Source organism: Acinetobacter johnsonii CIP 64.6 (assembly GCF_000368045.1).
GTDB lineage: Bacteria > Pseudomonadota > Gammaproteobacteria > Pseudomonadales > Moraxellaceae > Acinetobacter > Acinetobacter johnsonii.
Genome location: NZ_KB849230.1, coordinates 333,949 through 351,313, shown reverse-complemented (window position 1 = coordinate 351,313; position 17,365 = coordinate 333,949). Strand labels below are relative to the sequence as shown.

Annotated in this window: 14 protein-coding genes and 1 riboswitch; of the genes, 13 read left to right on the top strand and 1 reads right to left on the bottom strand. The window is 43.8% G+C overall.

From position 1 onward, the window contains the following. Window positions 1–49 precede the first annotated feature (49 nt). From F986_RS02820 to lpxC, 5 genes are all read left to right on the top strand, one after another. Window positions 50–979: a D-alanine--D-alanine ligase gene (locus F986_RS02820; RefSeq protein WP_004691729.1), complete on the top strand. Its 930-nt coding sequence runs from the start codon at window positions 50–52 to the stop codon at window positions 977–979. Beyond that, a complete protein-coding gene (locus tag F986_RS02815) occupies window positions 980–1,834 on the top strand; it encodes a cell division protein FtsQ/DivIB (protein WP_004691728.1) in 855 nt (284 codons plus the stop codon). A gap of 66 nt (window positions 1,835–1,900) precedes the next feature. Beyond that, entirely contained in the window at window positions 1,901–3,163 is a 1,263-nt protein-coding gene (gene ftsA, locus F986_RS02810; protein WP_004691727.1) for a cell division protein FtsA, read from the top strand. A gap of 163 nt (window positions 3,164–3,326) precedes the next feature. Then, complete coding sequence (ftsZ, locus tag F986_RS02805; protein WP_004691726.1) at window positions 3,327–4,523, top strand: cell division protein FtsZ; 1,197 nt, start codon at window positions 3,327–3,329, stop codon at window positions 4,521–4,523. Window positions 4,524–4,646: 123 nt separating this feature from the next. Further along, window positions 4,647–5,549, top strand: coding sequence for a UDP-3-O-acyl-N-acetylglucosamine deacetylase (gene lpxC, locus F986_RS02800; protein WP_004691725.1), 903 nt, complete (start codon window positions 4,647–4,649; stop codon window positions 5,547–5,549). 97 nt (window positions 5,550–5,646) lie between these two features. Here the strand turns inward: lpxC and F986_RS02795 are convergent, their stop codons facing one another. Next, the gene (locus tag F986_RS02795) at window positions 5,647–6,087 is read right to left on the bottom strand and encodes a hypothetical protein (RefSeq protein ID WP_004691724.1); all 441 of its coding nucleotides are present in this window, start codon (window positions 6,085–6,087) and stop codon (window positions 5,647–5,649) included. A 108-nt stretch (window positions 6,088–6,195) separates the two neighbouring features. On the opposite strand from F986_RS02795, the gene F986_RS02790 reads away from it, so the two are divergent. The 8 genes from F986_RS02790 (at window position 6,196) to glmM (ending at window position 17,355) form a co-directional block, all read left to right on the top strand. Then, window positions 6,196–6,879, top strand: coding sequence for a M23 family metallopeptidase (locus tag F986_RS02790; protein ID WP_004691723.1), 684 nt, complete (start codon window positions 6,196–6,198; stop codon window positions 6,877–6,879). Window positions 6,880–7,156: 277 nt separating this feature from the next. Beyond that, window positions 7,157–9,859, top strand: coding sequence for a pyruvate dehydrogenase (acetyl-transferring), homodimeric type (aceE, locus tag F986_RS02785; protein WP_004691722.1), 2,703 nt, complete (start codon window positions 7,157–7,159; stop codon window positions 9,857–9,859). 2 nt (window positions 9,860–9,861) lie between these two features. Next, window positions 9,862–11,832 carry a 2-oxo acid dehydrogenase subunit E2 gene (locus F986_RS02780; protein ID WP_004691721.1) on the top strand — a complete coding sequence of 657 codons (1,971 nt, stop codon included), beginning with the start codon at window positions 9,862–9,864 and terminating at the stop codon, window positions 11,830–11,832. Between the two features lie 149 nt (window positions 11,833–11,981). Next, a riboswitch (yybP-ykoY riboswitch) is annotated at window positions 11,982–12,121 on the top strand. Between the two features lie 75 nt (window positions 12,122–12,196). Further along, a complete protein-coding gene (locus F986_RS02775; RefSeq protein WP_004691720.1) occupies window positions 12,197–12,772 on the top strand; it encodes a TMEM165/GDT1 family protein in 576 nt (191 codons plus the stop codon). A 181-nt stretch (window positions 12,773–12,953) separates the two neighbouring features. Beyond that, window positions 12,954–13,751, top strand: coding sequence for an oxygen-binding di-iron domain-containing protein (locus F986_RS02770; protein ID WP_004691719.1), 798 nt, complete (start codon window positions 12,954–12,956; stop codon window positions 13,749–13,751). Between the two features lie 94 nt (window positions 13,752–13,845). After that, window positions 13,846–14,211, top strand: a complete 366-nt coding sequence (locus F986_RS02765) for a YkgJ family cysteine cluster protein (RefSeq protein ID WP_004691718.1) — start codon at window positions 13,846–13,848, stop codon at window positions 14,209–14,211. Between the two features lie 223 nt (window positions 14,212–14,434). Further along, complete coding sequence (guaB, locus tag F986_RS02760) at window positions 14,435–15,901, top strand: IMP dehydrogenase (protein WP_004691717.1); 1,467 nt, start codon at window positions 14,435–14,437, stop codon at window positions 15,899–15,901. Window positions 15,902–16,023: 122 nt separating this feature from the next. After that, the gene (gene glmM, locus F986_RS02755) at window positions 16,024–17,355 is read left to right on the top strand and encodes a phosphoglucosamine mutase (protein ID WP_004691716.1); all 1,332 of its coding nucleotides are present in this window, start codon (window positions 16,024–16,026) and stop codon (window positions 17,353–17,355) included. Window positions 17,356–17,365 lie beyond the last annotated feature (10 nt).

Genomic DNA, 17,365 nt, shown 5'->3' with positions numbered 1-17,365 from the left:
TTGTGATTACTCAATGAATAAAACAGTCATAAAGTTTAAGGATATCAACGTGTCAAATGCTTCAAAATTCGGCAAAGTAGCGGTGTTGCTTGGTGGTAAGTCTGCTGAGCGTGAGGTTTCTCTAGATAGTGGTGCAGCTGTACTTGAAGCATTGGTTCGTTCGGGTGTAAATGCAGAAGCTTTTGACCCGCAAGAGCGTAGTGTGACGGAATTGGTCGGTTATGACCGTGCGTTTATTGTGCTGCATGGTCGCGGTGGGGAAGACGGTCAAATCCAAGGGGTCTTAGAGTGGCTCAACATCCCCTATACCGGAACAGGCGTACAGGGTTCTGCTATTGGCATGGATAAAGTTAAAACCAAGCAAGTTTGGCAGGGTTCAGACTTACCGACAGCACCCTATCGCATCATTAGCCAAGAGTCAGATTTGGCTGAAGTAGTGGCGAATTTGGGTCTTCCACTGATTATCAAGCCGGTACATGAAGGTTCAAGTGTCGGCATGAGTAAAGTCGAAAAAGCAGAAGATTTGGCAGCGGCAATTGCCAAAGCGACCCAACACGATGCTGTGGTGATGGCTGAAAAATGGATTACCGGACGTGAATTCACGATTTCATTTTTAAGTGGTCAACCACTACCTGTGATTCGTCTACAACCGCCTGCGGATGTGGCTTTTTATGATTACGAAGCGAAATATCAGCGTAATGATGTGGAATACGGAATTCCGTGTGGCTTAAGCGCTGAAGAAGAGCAAAAGTTGCAAGCGCTTTGCCTCCGTGCATTCCAAGCGGTAGGTGCAAGTGGTTGGGGCCGTATTGATGCGATGCAAGATGAGCAAGGCAATTTCTGGTTATTAGAAGTGAACACAGTCCCAGGGATGACCAGTCACTCTTTGGTGCCGAAAGCAGCAAATGCAGTGGGTTATAGTTTTGATGCGCTTTGTGTCCAAATTTTAGAGCAAACACTGACAGGTGCGGCTCACTAAATGGCGCAATTACCTGCTTCTATGCGCCGTAAACGCGCAGCGATTACTTCAATACACGATAAACCACCGACGCGTAAGGAAAAGCTTACCAACTTTGGTGGTTGGGTGATGTTGGTCGTTGCCGTGGCGGTGCTGTTGGTTGGTATTTATGGCTTATATCAAGTCATGACAGATGCACGTGTGGCCGAACTTGATGTAGTAGGCGTACGTTCTGAGGCGGAAAAAAATCAGGTGATGGGACATGTTTCAGCAGCCATTACTCATAATTATTTCACCTCAGATTTAGAAGAAATTCGTGATCGAACTTTAGAGCTGGCTTGGGTAGATCGCGTGGTGGTTTCGCGGGCATGGCCGAATGCGATTCGCGTTCGTGTTATGCCACGGCATGCAATTGCACGTTGGGGGACGGGGCGTCTCTTAAGTGACAGTGGTGACGTATTTAGCGAAGTGACGCCGAAAAATAATCAGAATTTGCCTTTATTACACGGCCCAATCAGTCAGTCTAAAATGATGATGCGCCGTTATAATGAAATTAATCAATTATTCCAGCCAGTCAACCTTCGTTTAAAAGAACTATATTTAACGGAGCGTATGACTTGGTTTATGCAGTTCGATTCAGGTTTACGTGTTATCGTAGATCAGGATCAAACCATGAGTAAGCTGCAACGTTTGAGTTATTTGGCTCAAAGTGATTTGAAGCCAGTTTGGGCCAAAGTATCTGCCATTGATTTGCGTTATCGGAATGGCTTGGCCATCCAATGGAAGAGTGCTGCCGCACCAAAGATAGCAAATGGTCATTTTGTTGTAACGATTGATGACACAAGCATTGCAGGTGGAGCAGCAGCAAAGCCATAATACTTGGCTTTAAAACAGAGGCATAAAGCCATAAATTAAACAAACATGTGATGGTAGTAGTAAATAATGAATGAAGCGGTTCCCTCAGTTGTTGCGATTGACATTGGGACGCACAAAGTTTCAGTTTTGATTGGTAAGGTACATGCGCCAGACAATATCCAAGTGATAGGAATGGCAACTGCTCGTAACCGAGGCATGAATAAAGGAAAAATTGTAAGTCTTGATAAAGTCATTACAGCGATAAAAAATGCCGTGCAAGAAGCAGAAGATATGGCTGAATGCCGTGTTCATTCCGCGTGGGTCTCAATCCCAAGTGCCGAGTTAAAAAGCTTTTATGCCTCTGGACGAACGCCAGTTGAAAATACTGACCATACAATTACAACAAGTGAAGTGGTTCGTGCATTAGAGTTGGCCAAAGCCAGCCACATGACCTCGGATCATTATTTGGTCAGCGCTGTTCCACTGGGCTTTGAGCTGGATGACTCCACTGAGTGGGTACAAAACCCAATACGGATGTCTGCACACAGCATGATTGGTCATTATCAGTTGATGATGTTACCGATTAGTACCATGCAAAACCTTGATCGGGCATTAAAAGGCGCGAACATCGGGGTGGAGAAACTGGTGGTGTCTTGTCTGGCAACGGCAGAAGCGAGCCTACTCAAAGATGAAAAAGAGTATGGCGTTTGTTTAGTCGATATTGGTGCAGGTACCACCAACATTGCGGTGTATTTAGATGGTCGTTTGGCGTTGACACATACGTTGCAGCGTGGTGGCGAACATGTCACCCGTGATATTGCTGCTGTGTTACAAACCACCACTGAAGAAGCTGAGCGAATTAAATTACTCTATGGGTGTGTCGACATTAAGTCGGTTAAACCGGATCATATGATTCAGATCCAAGGGATTGATGGTCCGCAAACGATTAGTCGTATTGAGCTGACTGAAATCGTGATTGCGCGTTATGAAGAAATCTTAGGCCAAGTTCGCCAAGAACTAGAGCGTAATGGTGCGATTCATGGTTTGTATCACGGTGTGGTGTTAACTGGTGATGCCAGTCAAATCGAAGGGATGGTGACGTTGACTCGTCGTATGTTGGGTGTGTCTGCGCATTTGGGTAATCCACCTGTGCAAGTGACAGCAGATGAGCAAAATATTGCCGCACTGCGTCGCTCTCAGTATGCCACTGCCGCAGGTTTATTGATGTTTAGTCAGAGCGAAACACAAGAAACCATAGTGGAACCAGAAGATACAGAAAAACTGTCCCTGATTAAACGCGTTGGACGTGCTTGGTCTGGACTCAATGAAAAGCTGAAATCTGTTTTTTAAGTTGAATTTTTTTGGAATATTGTTAAGAAGTTGTACAACGCATCGCTTAAACTTGACAAGCTATGGCTTGCACAGCATGCTTAAAAGCAATTTTGTTTATTAAGATCAAGGCAGTATACGGGCTTAAGTGACTGCCAATAACGAATTAGGAAATCTATAGGTCATGGCCTCATTTGAATTTTTAGAAGATGATCAAACCGATAGCAACGGTCAAGCCCGTTTTACTGTGTTTGGTGTTGGTGGTGCAGGTGGTAACGCCGTACAACACATGCTTGAGTCAGATATTCAAGGTGTAAAATTTGTATGTGCCAATACGGACAAGCAAGCGCTAGACCGTATGAATGCACAATTCAAGATCCAGTTGGGTGAGCAAAGTACCCGTGGCTTGGGTGCGGGCGCCAATCCAAATGTCGGTCAAGCAGCGGCTGAAGAAAGTCGTGACTTGATTCGTCAACACCTTGAAGGCACTGACATGGTGTTTGTCACTGCTGGTATGGGCGGTGGTACAGGTACAGGTGCTGCGCCAGTGGTTGCTGAAATTGCCAAAGAAATGGGTATTTTAACCGTAGGCGTGGTAACGACACCGTTTAACTTTGAAGGTAAACGTCGTCTTCAGTCTGCTGAGCAAGGCATTGAAGCATTAGAAGCGCATGTAGATTCTTTAATCATCATTCCAAACCAACGTTTGTTAAAAGTTTTCCGTGACATCTCAATGAAAGATGCCTACAAAAAAGCGGATGATGTCTTATTAAATGCGGTCCGTAGTATCTTTGATTTGGTGGTACGCCCAGGTCATATTAACCTTGACTTTGCTGACTTGAAAACTGCGATGAGCACACGTGGTTATGCCATGATGGGTGCGGGTTTAGGTCGTGGTGAAAACCGTGCACGTCAAGCAGCCGAACAAGCGATCCGTAGTCCATTACTAGATAATGTCACCATTATGAATGCCAAAGGGATTCTGATTAATGTGACGGGTGGTGATGACGTCACGTTTGGCGAAATTGAAGAAATTACTGATGTTGTGAACCAAATTGTCGATCTAGACGAAGGCCAAGTCTTCTATGGAACCGTATTTGATCCAGATGCGCGTGATGAAATCAGTGTCACTGTCATTGCAACAGGTTTAACTCGAAATTCAGCAGATTCTGCTGAGCCAGTGAAGCGTCCAAATGCACATGTGCAGGTAGCACAACATGGGCATGCAACGCAAGCGGTTGTTGAAGATGATGATGTGCCTGCAATCCAGCGTCAGAACCAAGACGTGGCTGCTGCAGCGAGTTCTGCATCGACAGTGAGTGCTGCACGTCCAACACCAATGAGTATTCAAGATTACTTGAAAAATCAACAACGTAAGTAGTATTTGTCTATGTGCTTAAGCCACATGTGATGAAGAAAAGGTAGTCTCTGACTACCTTTTTGTTTTTTATCAATGGCTAAATATGCTAACGTATAGCGGTTTAGTGGTGAGATGATATGAAACATGTTGAAACAAAGAACTCTACAACGTGTCGTTAAAGCAAGCGGCATTGGTTTGCATAGTGGTCAAAAAGTCTTAATTAACTTTGTACCACATCATGCGGACGGAGGAATTGTGTTTCGTCGTATCGATCTCAATCCACCCGTCGACATTCGTGCAAATGCGATGTTGATCCAAGAAGCCTTCATGTGTTCAAACTTGGTTCAAGAAGATGCCAAAGTCGGTACCATTGAACATGTCATGAGTGCAATTGCAGGTCTAGGTATTGATAACTTGATCATTGAGGTGTCTGCCTCTGAAGTCCCAATTATGGATGGCAGTGCAGGTCCGTTTATTTACTTGCTCATGCAAGGTGGCCTCAAAGAACTGGATGCCCCTAAAAAATTTATAAAAATACTCAAACCTGTTGAAGCTCTCATTGACGACAAACGCGCCATTTTCCGCCCGCATGAAGGTTTTCAACTCAATTTCACCATTGACTTCGATCATCCTGCTTTTAAGAAAGAATATCAGTCTGCCACTATCGATTTTTCAACCGAAACCTTTGTTTATGAAGTCAGCGAAGCCCGTACTTTTGGTTTTATGAAAGATTTGGACTATCTCAAAGCCAATAATCTCGCTTTGGGGGCAAGTTTAGACAATGCCATTGGCGTCGATGAAACCGGTGTGGTGAATGAAGAAGGTTTACGCTTCTCAGATGAATTTGTTCGTCACAAAATATTAGATGCGGTGGGTGATCTTTACTTGCTCGGGCACCAAATTATTGCCAAATTTGATGGATATAAGTCTGGGCATGCTTTGAATAATCAATTATTGCGCAATGTCCAAAGTGATCCAAGCAGCTATGAAATTGTAACATTTGATGACGAAGATCAGTGTCCAATTCCTTATGTGAGTGTGACTTAAGTCATTGTCTTTATTATGTGATGTTATATTGTAACAGGTATAAATGTGATGAATTTATCATTTTAAAAATGCAATTCTGAAGCTAGTCGCGACGAGGTTACTTTTTTTTGCTTGCCAAACGGCGCATTGCTTGGCTAAGCTTAGGGTCGCTCACAAAGTCAGCAGCATCTCGAATTAAGTCTTGAGTTTCTGTGCTTAACGATCTTGAAATAGATTGTATCTTTGCGGGTGTTTGAGAGGGGATTCTCAAACGAACTTGGAGTTTTTGTAGGTCTTTAAACTCATCAAGTTCCGACAGTTGTGCAATATATTGTTTTTGAAGGTAACCAAGTTGACTAATCATCGCTTGATTTTCGCCGGTAATCGTCAAAATACCATATTGATAACAAACAACCTGCCACTGCTCTGGTTGCGGTAGGATAGGTTGAATCAGTTTTGTAAGTTTCTGCCATGCAGTCACTTGCTTTGAGAGAAACGTTAAGTTTCCTGTTTTTATGTGTTTTCTGGTTTGTTGAAAGAGATTCACTGGTTCGGACATACATATTTCCTTCATGTTAATGTCTTAATCTTATGCGCTTCTTTCGGTAGATATCAAGGACGAGATCACGCAAGAAACATTCGTAAGAACAGTTTTAAGAGGTTTTTTATGCATATGCGACGTATTTTGTTGGCTTTTTCTTTTGCGGCATCGGCTGCTTCAGTAGCCTTCGCTGATTTGGTAGAACTCAATACAAATAATGCATCTTCGGATCGAATTGAGCAATTGACACGCACTTTATCCGAAGGTGCTTATACTGAATCTAATGATATTGATGTTCCTGCCGAAACGAAAATGACCGTTCAGCTCCGTGAAAAAACGGTTGAACTTAACAACGCTTCACTGGCGAAAAAATACGGTTCAGAATTCTCTGCAAAAAGTTTTTCAAATAATGCATATTCGTGGTTAGTGACACACCCACTTCCAAGCGCACGTGTGAGCTCAAGTTACGGCGGCCGTACTATGAATGGTCGTGCTGAGCGCCACTCAGGTCTAGATCTTGCTGCGCCAAGCGGTACACCGATTTATGCGACAGGTCCAGGGATTGTGACCAAGTCAGGTTGGGGTACGGGCTATGGTCAATACGTTGAAATTAACCATGGGAATGGTTACATCACGCGCTATGCCCATGCATCACGTTTAATTGCTCGTGTTGGCGACCGTGTAGACGCGGGTGAACATATTGCTAATGTTGGTTGTACAGGTCGTTGTACTGGCCCACATTTACACTATGAAGTAGTTAAAGATGGTCAACGCAAAAACCCATCGACTTATCTAGCCATGTTGCCTTAATCCGATTTGATCGGATGATCCGAACTTACCATTGGTCTGATGCTTGAAAAAGGAATACAGCTCTGACGGAATCTAAGTTAGCATCAAAAAACAGCATTAAATGTATAAAAAACCGCCTAAATTGGCGGTTTTTTGTTATCTTGGGTAACGAATGGTCAATGACTATTTAGTTGCTAAATAGTAGGGCTCAGCCATATTCAGCTGTAGCGATACTCTTATAGGACGAAAGTATGATACATATTAACGTATAAGATTAGGATATCGAAATAGGTGAATTATGGCGTTTTATGGTGATACTGACGCGCAAGAAACGCAAGAATGGCAAGATGCGTTTGACTCCGTTTTACAACACATGGGGACTGAGCGTGCAGCTTTTCTACTAGAAAAACTGTATCAACAAGCAATCGCTAAACATGTCCCTATTCAGCGTTTAAACACGCCTTATTTAAATACAATTTCAGTGGCTGAAGAACCTGCAATGCCAGGCGATCAAGACATGGAGCGTCGTATCCGTGCGTTGATTCGTTGGAATGCGCTAGCGATGGTACTCCGTGCCAATAAAACGGGTGATGACTTAGGTGGTCACTTGGCAAGTTTTGCATCTTCAGCAACTTTATATGATGTCGGTTTTAACCACTTTTTCCGTGCCAATAACGACAACTTTGGCGGGGACATGATCTATTATCAAGGTCACTGTGCGCCAGGTATTTATGCGCGTTCGTTCCTTGAAGGTCGTTTGACTGAAGAGCATCTAAACAATTTCCGTCGCGAAGTGGACGGTGTTGGCTTACCTTCTTATCCGCATCCATACTTAATGCCTGATTATTGGCAGTTCCCAACGGTATCGATGGGTCTTGGCCCAATCATGTCGATTTATCAAGCACATATTCAAAAATATTTGATGAACCGTGGTTTGATTAAAGAAGAAAATCGCAAAGTTTGGGCATACCTTGGCGATGGCGAGATGGATGAGCCAGAAAGCACAGGTGCAATTTCACTTGCGGGTCGTGAAAAATTAGACAATCTCATTTGGGTTGTAAACTGTAACTTACAGCGTCTAGATGGCCCAGTACGTGGTAACGGTAAAATTATTCAAGAATTAGAATCTTTATTCCGTGGTGCGGGCTGGCGTGTCATTAAAGTGGTTTGGGGCCGTCATTGGGACCCACTACTTGCAAAAGACAAAACTGGTGCTTTAAAGTCGGTGATGGAAGAAACACTGGATGGCGAATACCAACGCTTACAAGTGAAGGGCGGTGCATATGCACGCGAAAAATTCTTTGGTAAATACCCAGAAGCGGCTGAGTTGATTAAAGACTTAAGCGATGAAGATATTGATAATCTAAATCGTGGTGGTCATGACCCGTACAAAGTTTTTGCAGCCTATGCAGAAGCATGTACAGCCAAAGGTCAACCAACTGTAATCTTAGCGAAAACTGTTAAAGGTTATGGCTTGTCTGATGAAATTGAAGCAGTAAACAAAACGCATCAAATCAAAAAGATGCAAATCGAATCTTTAAAATATGTACGTGATCGCTTCAATTTGCCATTTAACGATGAGCAATTAGAAGAAGTGCCTTTCTATCGTCCAAGCGAAAACTCGCCTGAATTGAAATATATGAAAGCACGTCGTGAAGCACTAGGTGGTTACTTACCTGCACGTCGTAAAGAAAGTGAACAGTTGGCTATTCCAGAACTTTCTGTCTTTGATGCAGTATTAAAAGGCTCACAAGGCAAAGAACAATCAACCACCATGGTGATGGTTCGTTTAATCGCTGCATTGTTAAAAGAAAAAGCAATTAAAGACCGTGTTGTTCCTATTGTTCCAGATGAAGCACGTACTTTTGGTCTAGAAGGTATGTTCCGTCAGTTAGGTATTTATGCAGCCAATGGTCAGCATTACACGCCTGAAGACCAAGAACAGCTTATGCATTACCGTGAAGCAAAAGACGGTCACATGCTTCAAGAAGGTATTAACGAAGCAGGTGCAATGAGCGCTTGGGCAGCATTGGCAACCAGTTATTCAACCAATAACTTACCAATGATTCCAATGTACATGTACTACTCTATGTTTGGTTTTCAACGTATTGGCGACATTGCATGGGCTGCAGGTGATGCACAAGCACAAGGTTTCTTATTGGGTGCAACAGCAGGCCGTACAACGCTCAATGGCGAAGGCTTACAACACCAAGATGGTCACTCACATATTCTTGCGAACACGATTCCGAACTGTGTGTCGTATGACCCATGTTTTGGTTATGAATTAGCAGTTATTGTGCATGATGGTTTACAACGCATGTATGTGAACCAAGAGCGTATTTTCTATTACTTAACGGTAATGAACGAAAACTACGAGCATCCGGAAATGCCACAAGGTGCTGAGGAAGGCATTAAACGTGGTATGTACTTACTTCAAAAAGATGAAAAAGCCACTGTTCAGTTGATGGGTTCAGGTGTGATTCTGCGTGAAGTCATTAAAGCTGCTCAAATCTTACGTGATGAATACCAAATCCATTCAAATGTATTTAGCGTAACAAGTTTCAATGAACTTGCACGTAATGGTATGGCATGTGAAGAATATAACCGCTTGCATCCAATGAGCGAAAATGTGAAAGAGGCTTGGGTGACTGAGCAACTGCGCGGTACAGAAGGTATCGTGGTTTCTGCAACAGATCATATGCGTGCTTATAGCGAGCAAATTCGTGCATATCTTCCAGACAACCGTCCATTCGTAGCATTGGGTACAGATGGTTATGGTCGTTCAGATTCACGCGCTAAATTACGTAGTTACTTTGGTGTAGATGCAGCGCACATTGTTGTAGCCACACTGAAGAAATTGGCTGATGAGGGTGAAGTGGATGCACGCTTAGTGAAAGATGCCATCTCTACATTTGAATTAGATACGGACCGTCCAGTAGCTTGGGCTCCTCAAGCAACGCCATCTGTACACGCTGTAGCTGACTACAAAGAGGAGAAATAAGTATGCAAATTACAACTCCTGATATTGGTGTAGATAAAGCTGTTGTTGCTGAAATTTTGATCAAAGTTGGCGATACCATTGCGGTTGATGACAGTGTTGTTCTATTAGAATCAGACAAAGCATCTGTTGAAGTGCCTAGCACTTCAGCAGGCGTTGTTAAAAGCATTTTAGTAAACTTAGGTGACTCTGTTGCTGAAGGTGCAGCGCTGATTGAGCTGGAAGCCGAGGGACAAACTGAAGCGCCAGCAGTACAAGCACAGGCTGACGTTGTACAAGCTGAAGAAAAGACTGCACCCGCTGCTGTTGCTGAAACGGTTGCACCCGCTGCGACTACAGCATCGCAAGTGATTGATGTGCAAGTGCCAGATATTGGTGTGGAAAAAGCAACTGTTGGTGAAATTTTGGTGTCGGTTGGCGATCAAATTGACGTCGATCAAAGCATCCTTGTGGTTGAGTCAGACAAAGCGACTGTGGAAGTCCCGAGTACGATTTCAGGCGCAGTGGAATCAATTAGTGTTCAAGTTGGTGACAGTGTTAAAGAAGGTGTGGTGATTCTGACTGTAAAAACAGCAGCGTCAGTTGCACCAGTGACTGCTGAGCCTACGCCAGTTGCAACACCTCAAGCCACTCAAGCTCAGTCTGTTGAAGCGGCGCCACGAGTGGCTGCTGCGCCTGCAGGTGCAGTTGAAATTGCAGTGCCTGACTTAGGTGTGGACAAAGCGGCTGTTGCTGAAGTTTTGGTGTCAGTAGGTGATACGGTTGAAAAAGACCAAAGTATCATCGTGGTTGAATCAGACAAAGCAACGGTTGAAGTACCAAGTACAACAGCGGGCGTGATTAAAGCCATTCATGTTGCATTGGGACAAAATGTATCGGAAGGTGTGGCTTTGGTGACCATTGAAGGTGAATCTTCATCAGCACCCGCTGCTGCACCTGCGGCGGCTTCTGCTCCAGCGCCTAAAGCTGAAGTTAAAGCGCAGCCTGCGCCAGCAGCACAGTCAGTTGCGGCTCCTGTGTCAGAACAGGGTGCAGACAAGCTGACGAAAGCGCAGAATGACGCCAATGCGAAAGTCTATGCAGGCCCAGCTGTACGCAAGCTGGCGCGTGAATTAGGCGTCGTATTGTCTGAAGTAAGCGCATCTGGCCCGCATGCGCGTGTCATGAAGGAAGACCTGAAAGCATTTGTCAAAGCGCGTTTAACTGCGCCTCAGGCTGCTCCAGCCGCTCAGGCTGCTGCTCAAGTTTCTGGCTTGCCAAAGCTTCCGGATTTCACAGCGTTTGGTGGTGTAGAAGAGAAAGTGCTGACACGTCTGCAACAAGTCTCTATTCCGCAGTTGTCTTTAAACAACTATATTCCGCAAGTAACTCAGTTTGATTTGGCGGATATTACTGAGCTTGAAGCTTGGCGTAATGACCTTAAAGGTAACTTTAAGAAAGATGGTATTAGTTTGACCATTATGGCTTTCATTATTAAAGCCGTTGCGCATTTGCTGAAAGAAGAGCGTGATTTTGCCAGTCACTTGGCTGATGATGGCAAGTCTGTGCTCTTGCGGAACGAAATCCATATGGGCATTGCTGTAGCAACACCAGATGGTTTAACCGTTCCTGTACTCCGTAATCCAGACCAGAAATCGATTAAAGACATTGCGGTGGAGCTCGGTGTATTGGGTCAGAAAGCACGTGATAAGAAGCTTTCGCCGAAAGATCTACAAGGTGCAAACTTCACGATTTCAAGCTTAGGTGCAATTGGTGGTACGGCATTTACACCACTGGTGAACTGGCCGCAAGTCGCAATTTTGGGAATTTCTCCAGCAACGATGCAACCAGTATGGAATGGTCAAGGTTTCGATCCGAAACTGATGTTGCCGTTGTCATTGTCTTATGATCACCGTGTGATTAATGGGGCCGATGCAGCGCGCTTTACCAATAAGCTGACCAAGTTACTGAAAGACATCCGTACTTTACTGATCTGATGATCTAGGTTTTTGCCCTGTTGATTTCTCTTCTCAAAAGAGAGAAATAGCGGCTGGAAGCACTGCAAAAATACCTCAATAAAGACCCTGCTTCGGCAGGGTCTTTTGTATTTATAGATTGCCAAAAAACATATTTTCGCCTAACATAGTTTTACTTCATTGGGGAGTAGCCGCTGTTCGTAAGAACAGGTGATGATCAACATATTTGCTCTAAAACGAGCATGGTCATCATAGCAAAGAACCAAATGAGCTTCTAAAGAGCTTTCTTTTGTTGGCAAGACCTTTGATTTACCACTCTGCAGATTTTTGGCTAGCAGGAGCGGTGAGTCATTGGTATTTGTTATGCTAGCCAGAGAAAGACATCATGTATGAATTCCTCCTCTCCACAGCCATCGTGGCTTTAGCTGAAATGGGCGATAAGACCCAACTGCTTGCATTGTTACTTGCTGCACGTTTCCGTAAACCCGTCCCAATTCTATTGGCTATTTTGCTGGCGACCATTATTAACCATGGCGTCTCTGCTGTTTTAGGTCAATGGATCACCACAGTTTTAAGCCCTGATGCGCTGATCTGGATTCTCTCGATTGGTTTCATTGCTATGGCGGGTTGGATGTTGATTCCTGATCAGTTGGATGATGAGTCAGGCAGCATTAAGAAATGGCAGAAACTAGGGGTATTTGGCGCAACATTTGTGTTGTTCTTCTTGGCCGAAATTGGAGATAAAACTCAAATTGCTACCGTGGCTTTAGCAGCACGTTTTGACAGTATTGTTTGGGTGATGTTGGGTACGACTTTAGGGATGATGTTGGCCAATGCGCCAGCGGTCTTTATTGGCGATAAGTTGGCGACCAAGTTGCCAATTGCCTTAATTCATAAAATTGGTGCGGCCATTTTCTTGGTCATTGGTGTTGCTACACTTGTACAGCATTATTTCTTCTAATTCACCGTACAAAATAAGAATCCCGACTTAAAAAATCGGGATTTTTATTGAAAAATTATCTTCAATTTATTGATATATCAAATGATATTGGTCGCAAATGCATTGTAAGTTTGTGTAAATCCATATATGTTGTAGGTATTAAAAAGTCTTTTAAGAAAAACAGCATTTTGAGGGGATGGGCATGGCATTTGACCGCACAACGTCACAGGTTTTATATGATGATGGCACACATAAGTGTATTAGCTTTACCAGCTTGGTCAAAGGCGAGGGTGTACAGGCAAATCAGTTTTTAATTATTGACCATGAGCGTGCAGCAGTCTTAGATCCCGGTGGTGATTTAACTTATGTACCGTTGACCATGGAGTTGAATAAATATACCCGTTTGACCAATCTTGATTTTGTGATGGCCTCACACCAAGACCCTGACATTATTACCTCAATGCCGCGTTGGTTGGTCTATACCGAAGCGAAAGTGGTGGCTTCTAAACTTTGGGCACGCTTTTTACCGCATTTGAACTCTGCCTTTATGAGTGAGCGGATGAAAGGTAACTGGCTGGATCGTTTAGTGGAGCTACCTGACCACGGTCAAGTGATTACGTTGGGACAGTCCTCGATTATTGCTGTGCCGGCGCATTTTTTACATTCGGTGGGTAATTTTCAGTTTTATGACCCGATTGCCAAGATTCTATTTTCAGGCGATATGGGGGCATCGATGGTGGATGATGCCTCAAAACCTTTGGAAAATTTTGCTGCGCATATTCCTAAAATGAAAGGCTTTCATCAGCGCTATATGTGCAATAACAAAGTGATTCGTCTATGGGTCAATATGGTCCGTACCATGGATGTCGAAATGATTGTACCGCAACATGGGACGCCGTTTATTGGGCAAGAGCAGATTCATCAATTTTTAGACTGGATTGAGACTTTGGAGTGCGGTACCGACTTGATGGATGAGAGTGTTTTTACCTGTCCAACTTAAGTGACAAAATAGTCGTAAATTTTGCTTGTTTGGCAACCACAATTTTTTTAATATTTTCTTCCAAAAAAAGTTTTTGAAAATGAGAATATAAAGGATGTTGTCTCAAGTTCCAACGGAAGATGCCTGTTTAAGCTGCGGGGCATGTTGTGCCTTTTTTAGAGTCTCATTTTACTGGGCTGAAGGCATCTCCATGCCTGAACATTACACAGAGCCAGTGACGGCTGTGTATTCATGTATGATTGGAACCAATCAAGCCAGCCCACGCTGTATCGCACTGCAAGGCACCATTGGTGAGCACGTCAGTTGTGGGATGTATGAACAGCGTAGCTCTTCATGTAAAGAAGTTCAAATTGCTGATGATCAATGCAACAAAGCACGACGTGCACACAATATGATTCCATTTGTGCAATTGGAAGCGAGCATTGCCGTCAACGATGAAGGTTTTGATCAAGTGTGTTAATCAGTAAAAGCAGAGTCAAGGCTCTGCTTTTTTGAGTTTTAGAACGTCAATTGAACCCATCTCAAAACAAGAAATAAAAAAATAAAGGTGAAAATGATGGTGTCAAATAAAATATAGGTTTTATCACTTTATTTTCTAAGATAAAAAATAAATTTTCAATTGAAATGAAATTTAAGTTCATATTTGTTTATAATAGCGCACGGAAATTACCAGTGAGACTGCCATGTTGACCATCGTTCAAGACGCGTTAACTTTTGATGATGTCCTATTACTCCCTGCCTATTCTACTGTTCTCCCAAAAGATGTCTCATTAAAGACACGATTCACGCGCGGCATTAATTTAAATATCCCCCTTGTTTCAGCAGCAATGGATACGGTGACTGAATCACGTATGGCGATTGCAATGGCGCAAAACGGTGGTATTGGTATTTTGCACAAGAACATGGATATTGCGGCACAAGCTGCAGAAGTCCGTCGTGTGAAAAAATTTGAAGCAGGAATGGTGAAAGATCCAATTACTGTGACACCTGAAACCACAGTACGCGAATTGATCTCGATTACTCAAGCCAACAACATCAGCGGTGTGCCTGTTGTGAAAGATGGCAAAGTGGTCGGTATTGTGACAGGTCGCGATACACGCTTTGAAACGAACCTTGAGCAACCTGTAAGCAATATCATGACCGGCCAAGACCGCCTTGTGACTGTTCGTGAAGGTGAGTCGAAAGAAAATATTCAAGCATTACTGCAAAAGCATCGGATTGAAAAAGTTTTGGTCGTTGGAGAACACAACGAACTTAAAGGCTTAATTACAGTTACCGACTTCCGTAAAGCGGAAAGTTATCCAAGCAGCTGTAAAGATGATCTTGGTCGCTTACGCGTGGGTGCTGCAGTCGGCACAGGTGTAGAAACACCAAGCCGTGTAGAGGCTTTGGTTGAAGCGGGTGTTGATGCGATTGTCGTGGATACGGCACATGGTCACTCTGCGGGTGTGATCGAGCGTGTACGTTGGGTGAAAGCGAATTACCCACAAGTCCAAGTGATTGGCGGTAACATTGCAACTGGTGATGCTGCATTGGCACTCCTTGATGCAGGCGCAGATGCGGTTAAAGTCGGTATCGGCCCAGGTTCAATTTGTACCACTCGTATTGTGGCAGGTATTGGTATGCCGCAGATTTCTGCGATTGACAGTGTGGCTAATGCATTGAAAGATCAAATTCCATTGATCGCAGATGGTGGTATTCGTTTCTCTGGAGACATGGCGAAAGCGATTGGCGCGGGTGCGAGTACGATTATGGTCGGTTCACTCCTTGCCGGGACTGAAGAAGCGCCAGGTGAAGTGGAATTCTTCCAAGGTCGTTACTATAAAGCGTATCGTGGTATGGGTTCATTGGGCGCGATGGCAGGAGCAACAGGTTCTGCGGATCGTTATTTCCAAGACTCTAAAGCAGGCGCTGAAAAACTTGTTCCTGAAGGTATCGAAGGTCGTGTGCCATACAAAGGTCCAATGGGCAATATTGTGCATCAAATGATGGGCGGTTTACGTTCTTCTATGGGCTATACGGGTTCATCTGTGATTGAAGATCTTCGTCAAAATGCGAAGTTTGTGAAAATCACTTCGGCAGGTATGTCTGAGTCGCATGTTCATGATGTGACGATTACCAAAGAAGCACCGAACTATCGCGTTGGCTAATAAAGTTATACGAATTGTTGAATGTAAAAGCCGTCATTTTTATGACGGCTTTTTCGTTTTGGTGTAAAGTGTCGTGAGTAAAAAAGTGATGATTTAGATCACCATTAAGAAGTGAGTAGAACATGAGTTATTTTGGTACCGATGGTATTCGCGGTAAGTTTGGCGTCCTCCCTATTACCCCTGAATTTGCCCTTAAATTAGGCTTTGCCGCAGGGAAAGTTTTAAAACGCCACAGTAAAAAATCAAAACCATTGGTGGTACTTGGTAAAGACACACGTTTATCGGGTTATATTTTAGAGTCAGCATTACAAGCGGGTTTAAACGCAGCAGGGGTGTATGTACATTTACTAGGCCCATTGCCAACCCCAGCGATTGCACATTTGACTCGTGCTTTACATGCAAGTTTGGGCATTGTGATTTCAGCATCACATAATCCTTATTTTGATAATGGGATCAAGTTCTTTTCCAGTGAAGGTAAGAAACTACCAGATGCTATTCAAGAAGAAATTAATCAAGAACTTGAAAAAGAATTAGTGATTGAAGACACGGCAAACTTGGGTAAAAGTGTCCGCGTAAAAGATGCCAATGGGCGTTACATCGAGTTTTGTAAATCCACATTTCCATACCATTTAGACTTGAATGATTTAACCATTGTGGTGGATTGTGCAAATGGTGCTGCATATAACGTGGGTCCATCGGTCTTTCGTGAGCTCGGCGCCAAGGTCATTGCCATTCATAATGAGCCTAACGGTGTAAATATCAATGAGCAATGTGGTTCAACACACCCTGAAAGTTTGCAACAAGCTGTAGTTGAAAATGGTGCAGATTTGGGCATCGCTTTTGATGGGGATGCAGACCGTGTTATTTTGGTGGATAAAGATGGCAAGCTGATTGATGGCGACCATATTTTATATATCTTGGCGACTCAGAGCGCTAAAAAACCTGCTGGAATAGTGGGTACCTTAATGTCAAACATGGCTTTAGAGCTGGCTTTGGAAAGAGCCGGTGTAGCGTTATTACGTGCGAATGTGGGTGATCGCTATGTCCTACAAGGCCTAGAAGAAAAAGGCTGGGTCATTGGTGGTGAGCCATCAGGGCATATTTTAACCTTGGATAAAAGTACCACAGGTGATGCCATTATTGCCGCCCTACAAGTCCTTACCGTGATGGTCGAGCAGAAGAAAGCGCTTCATGAATTGGTTGCTGACTTTAAGCTTCTACCGAATGTGCTGGTGAATGTACGTCTAGAGGCGATGTTTGACCCTTATGCGGTGCCTGCTTTGGTGGCTGAATTTGATAAAGCCGAGCAACAACTTAAAGGTCGTGGTCGTTTGTTGATTCGTAAATCAGGTACTGAACCTGTGATTCGTGTCATGGTGGAAGGGGATGACCTCGATGAAGTCAACACTTTAGCCAATACATTGGCTGATGCTGTACGTGCGAATGCAGCTTAATAGGGAGTGA

Coding starts and splice junctions, on each gene's coding strand:
- F986_RS02815 (WP_004691728.1), top strand. CDS start 980: ATGGCGCAATTACCTGCTTCTATGCGCCGTAAACGCGCAGCGATTACT.
- ftsA (WP_004691727.1), top strand. CDS start 1,901: ATGAATGAAGCGGTTCCCTCAGTTGTTGCGATTGACATTGGGACGCAC.
- ftsZ (WP_004691726.1), top strand. CDS start 3,327: ATGGCCTCATTTGAATTTTTAGAAGATGATCAAACCGATAGCAACGGT.
- lpxC (WP_004691725.1), top strand. CDS start 4,647: ATGTTGAAACAAAGAACTCTACAACGTGTCGTTAAAGCAAGCGGCATT.
- F986_RS02795 (WP_004691724.1), bottom strand. CDS start 6,087: ATGTCCGAACCAGTGAATCTCTTTCAACAAACCAGAAAACACATAAAA.
- F986_RS02790 (WP_004691723.1), top strand. CDS start 6,196: ATGCATATGCGACGTATTTTGTTGGCTTTTTCTTTTGCGGCATCGGCT.
- aceE (WP_004691722.1), top strand. CDS start 7,157: ATGGCGTTTTATGGTGATACTGACGCGCAAGAAACGCAAGAATGGCAA.
- F986_RS02780 (WP_004691721.1), top strand. CDS start 9,862: ATGCAAATTACAACTCCTGATATTGGTGTAGATAAAGCTGTTGTTGCT.
- F986_RS02775 (WP_004691720.1), top strand. CDS start 12,197: ATGTATGAATTCCTCCTCTCCACAGCCATCGTGGCTTTAGCTGAAATG.
- F986_RS02770 (WP_004691719.1), top strand. CDS start 12,954: ATGGCATTTGACCGCACAACGTCACAGGTTTTATATGATGATGGCACA.
- F986_RS02765 (WP_004691718.1), top strand. CDS start 13,846: ATGTTGTCTCAAGTTCCAACGGAAGATGCCTGTTTAAGCTGCGGGGCA.
- guaB (WP_004691717.1), top strand. CDS start 14,435: ATGTTGACCATCGTTCAAGACGCGTTAACTTTTGATGATGTCCTATTA.
- glmM (WP_004691716.1), top strand. CDS start 16,024: ATGAGTTATTTTGGTACCGATGGTATTCGCGGTAAGTTTGGCGTCCTC.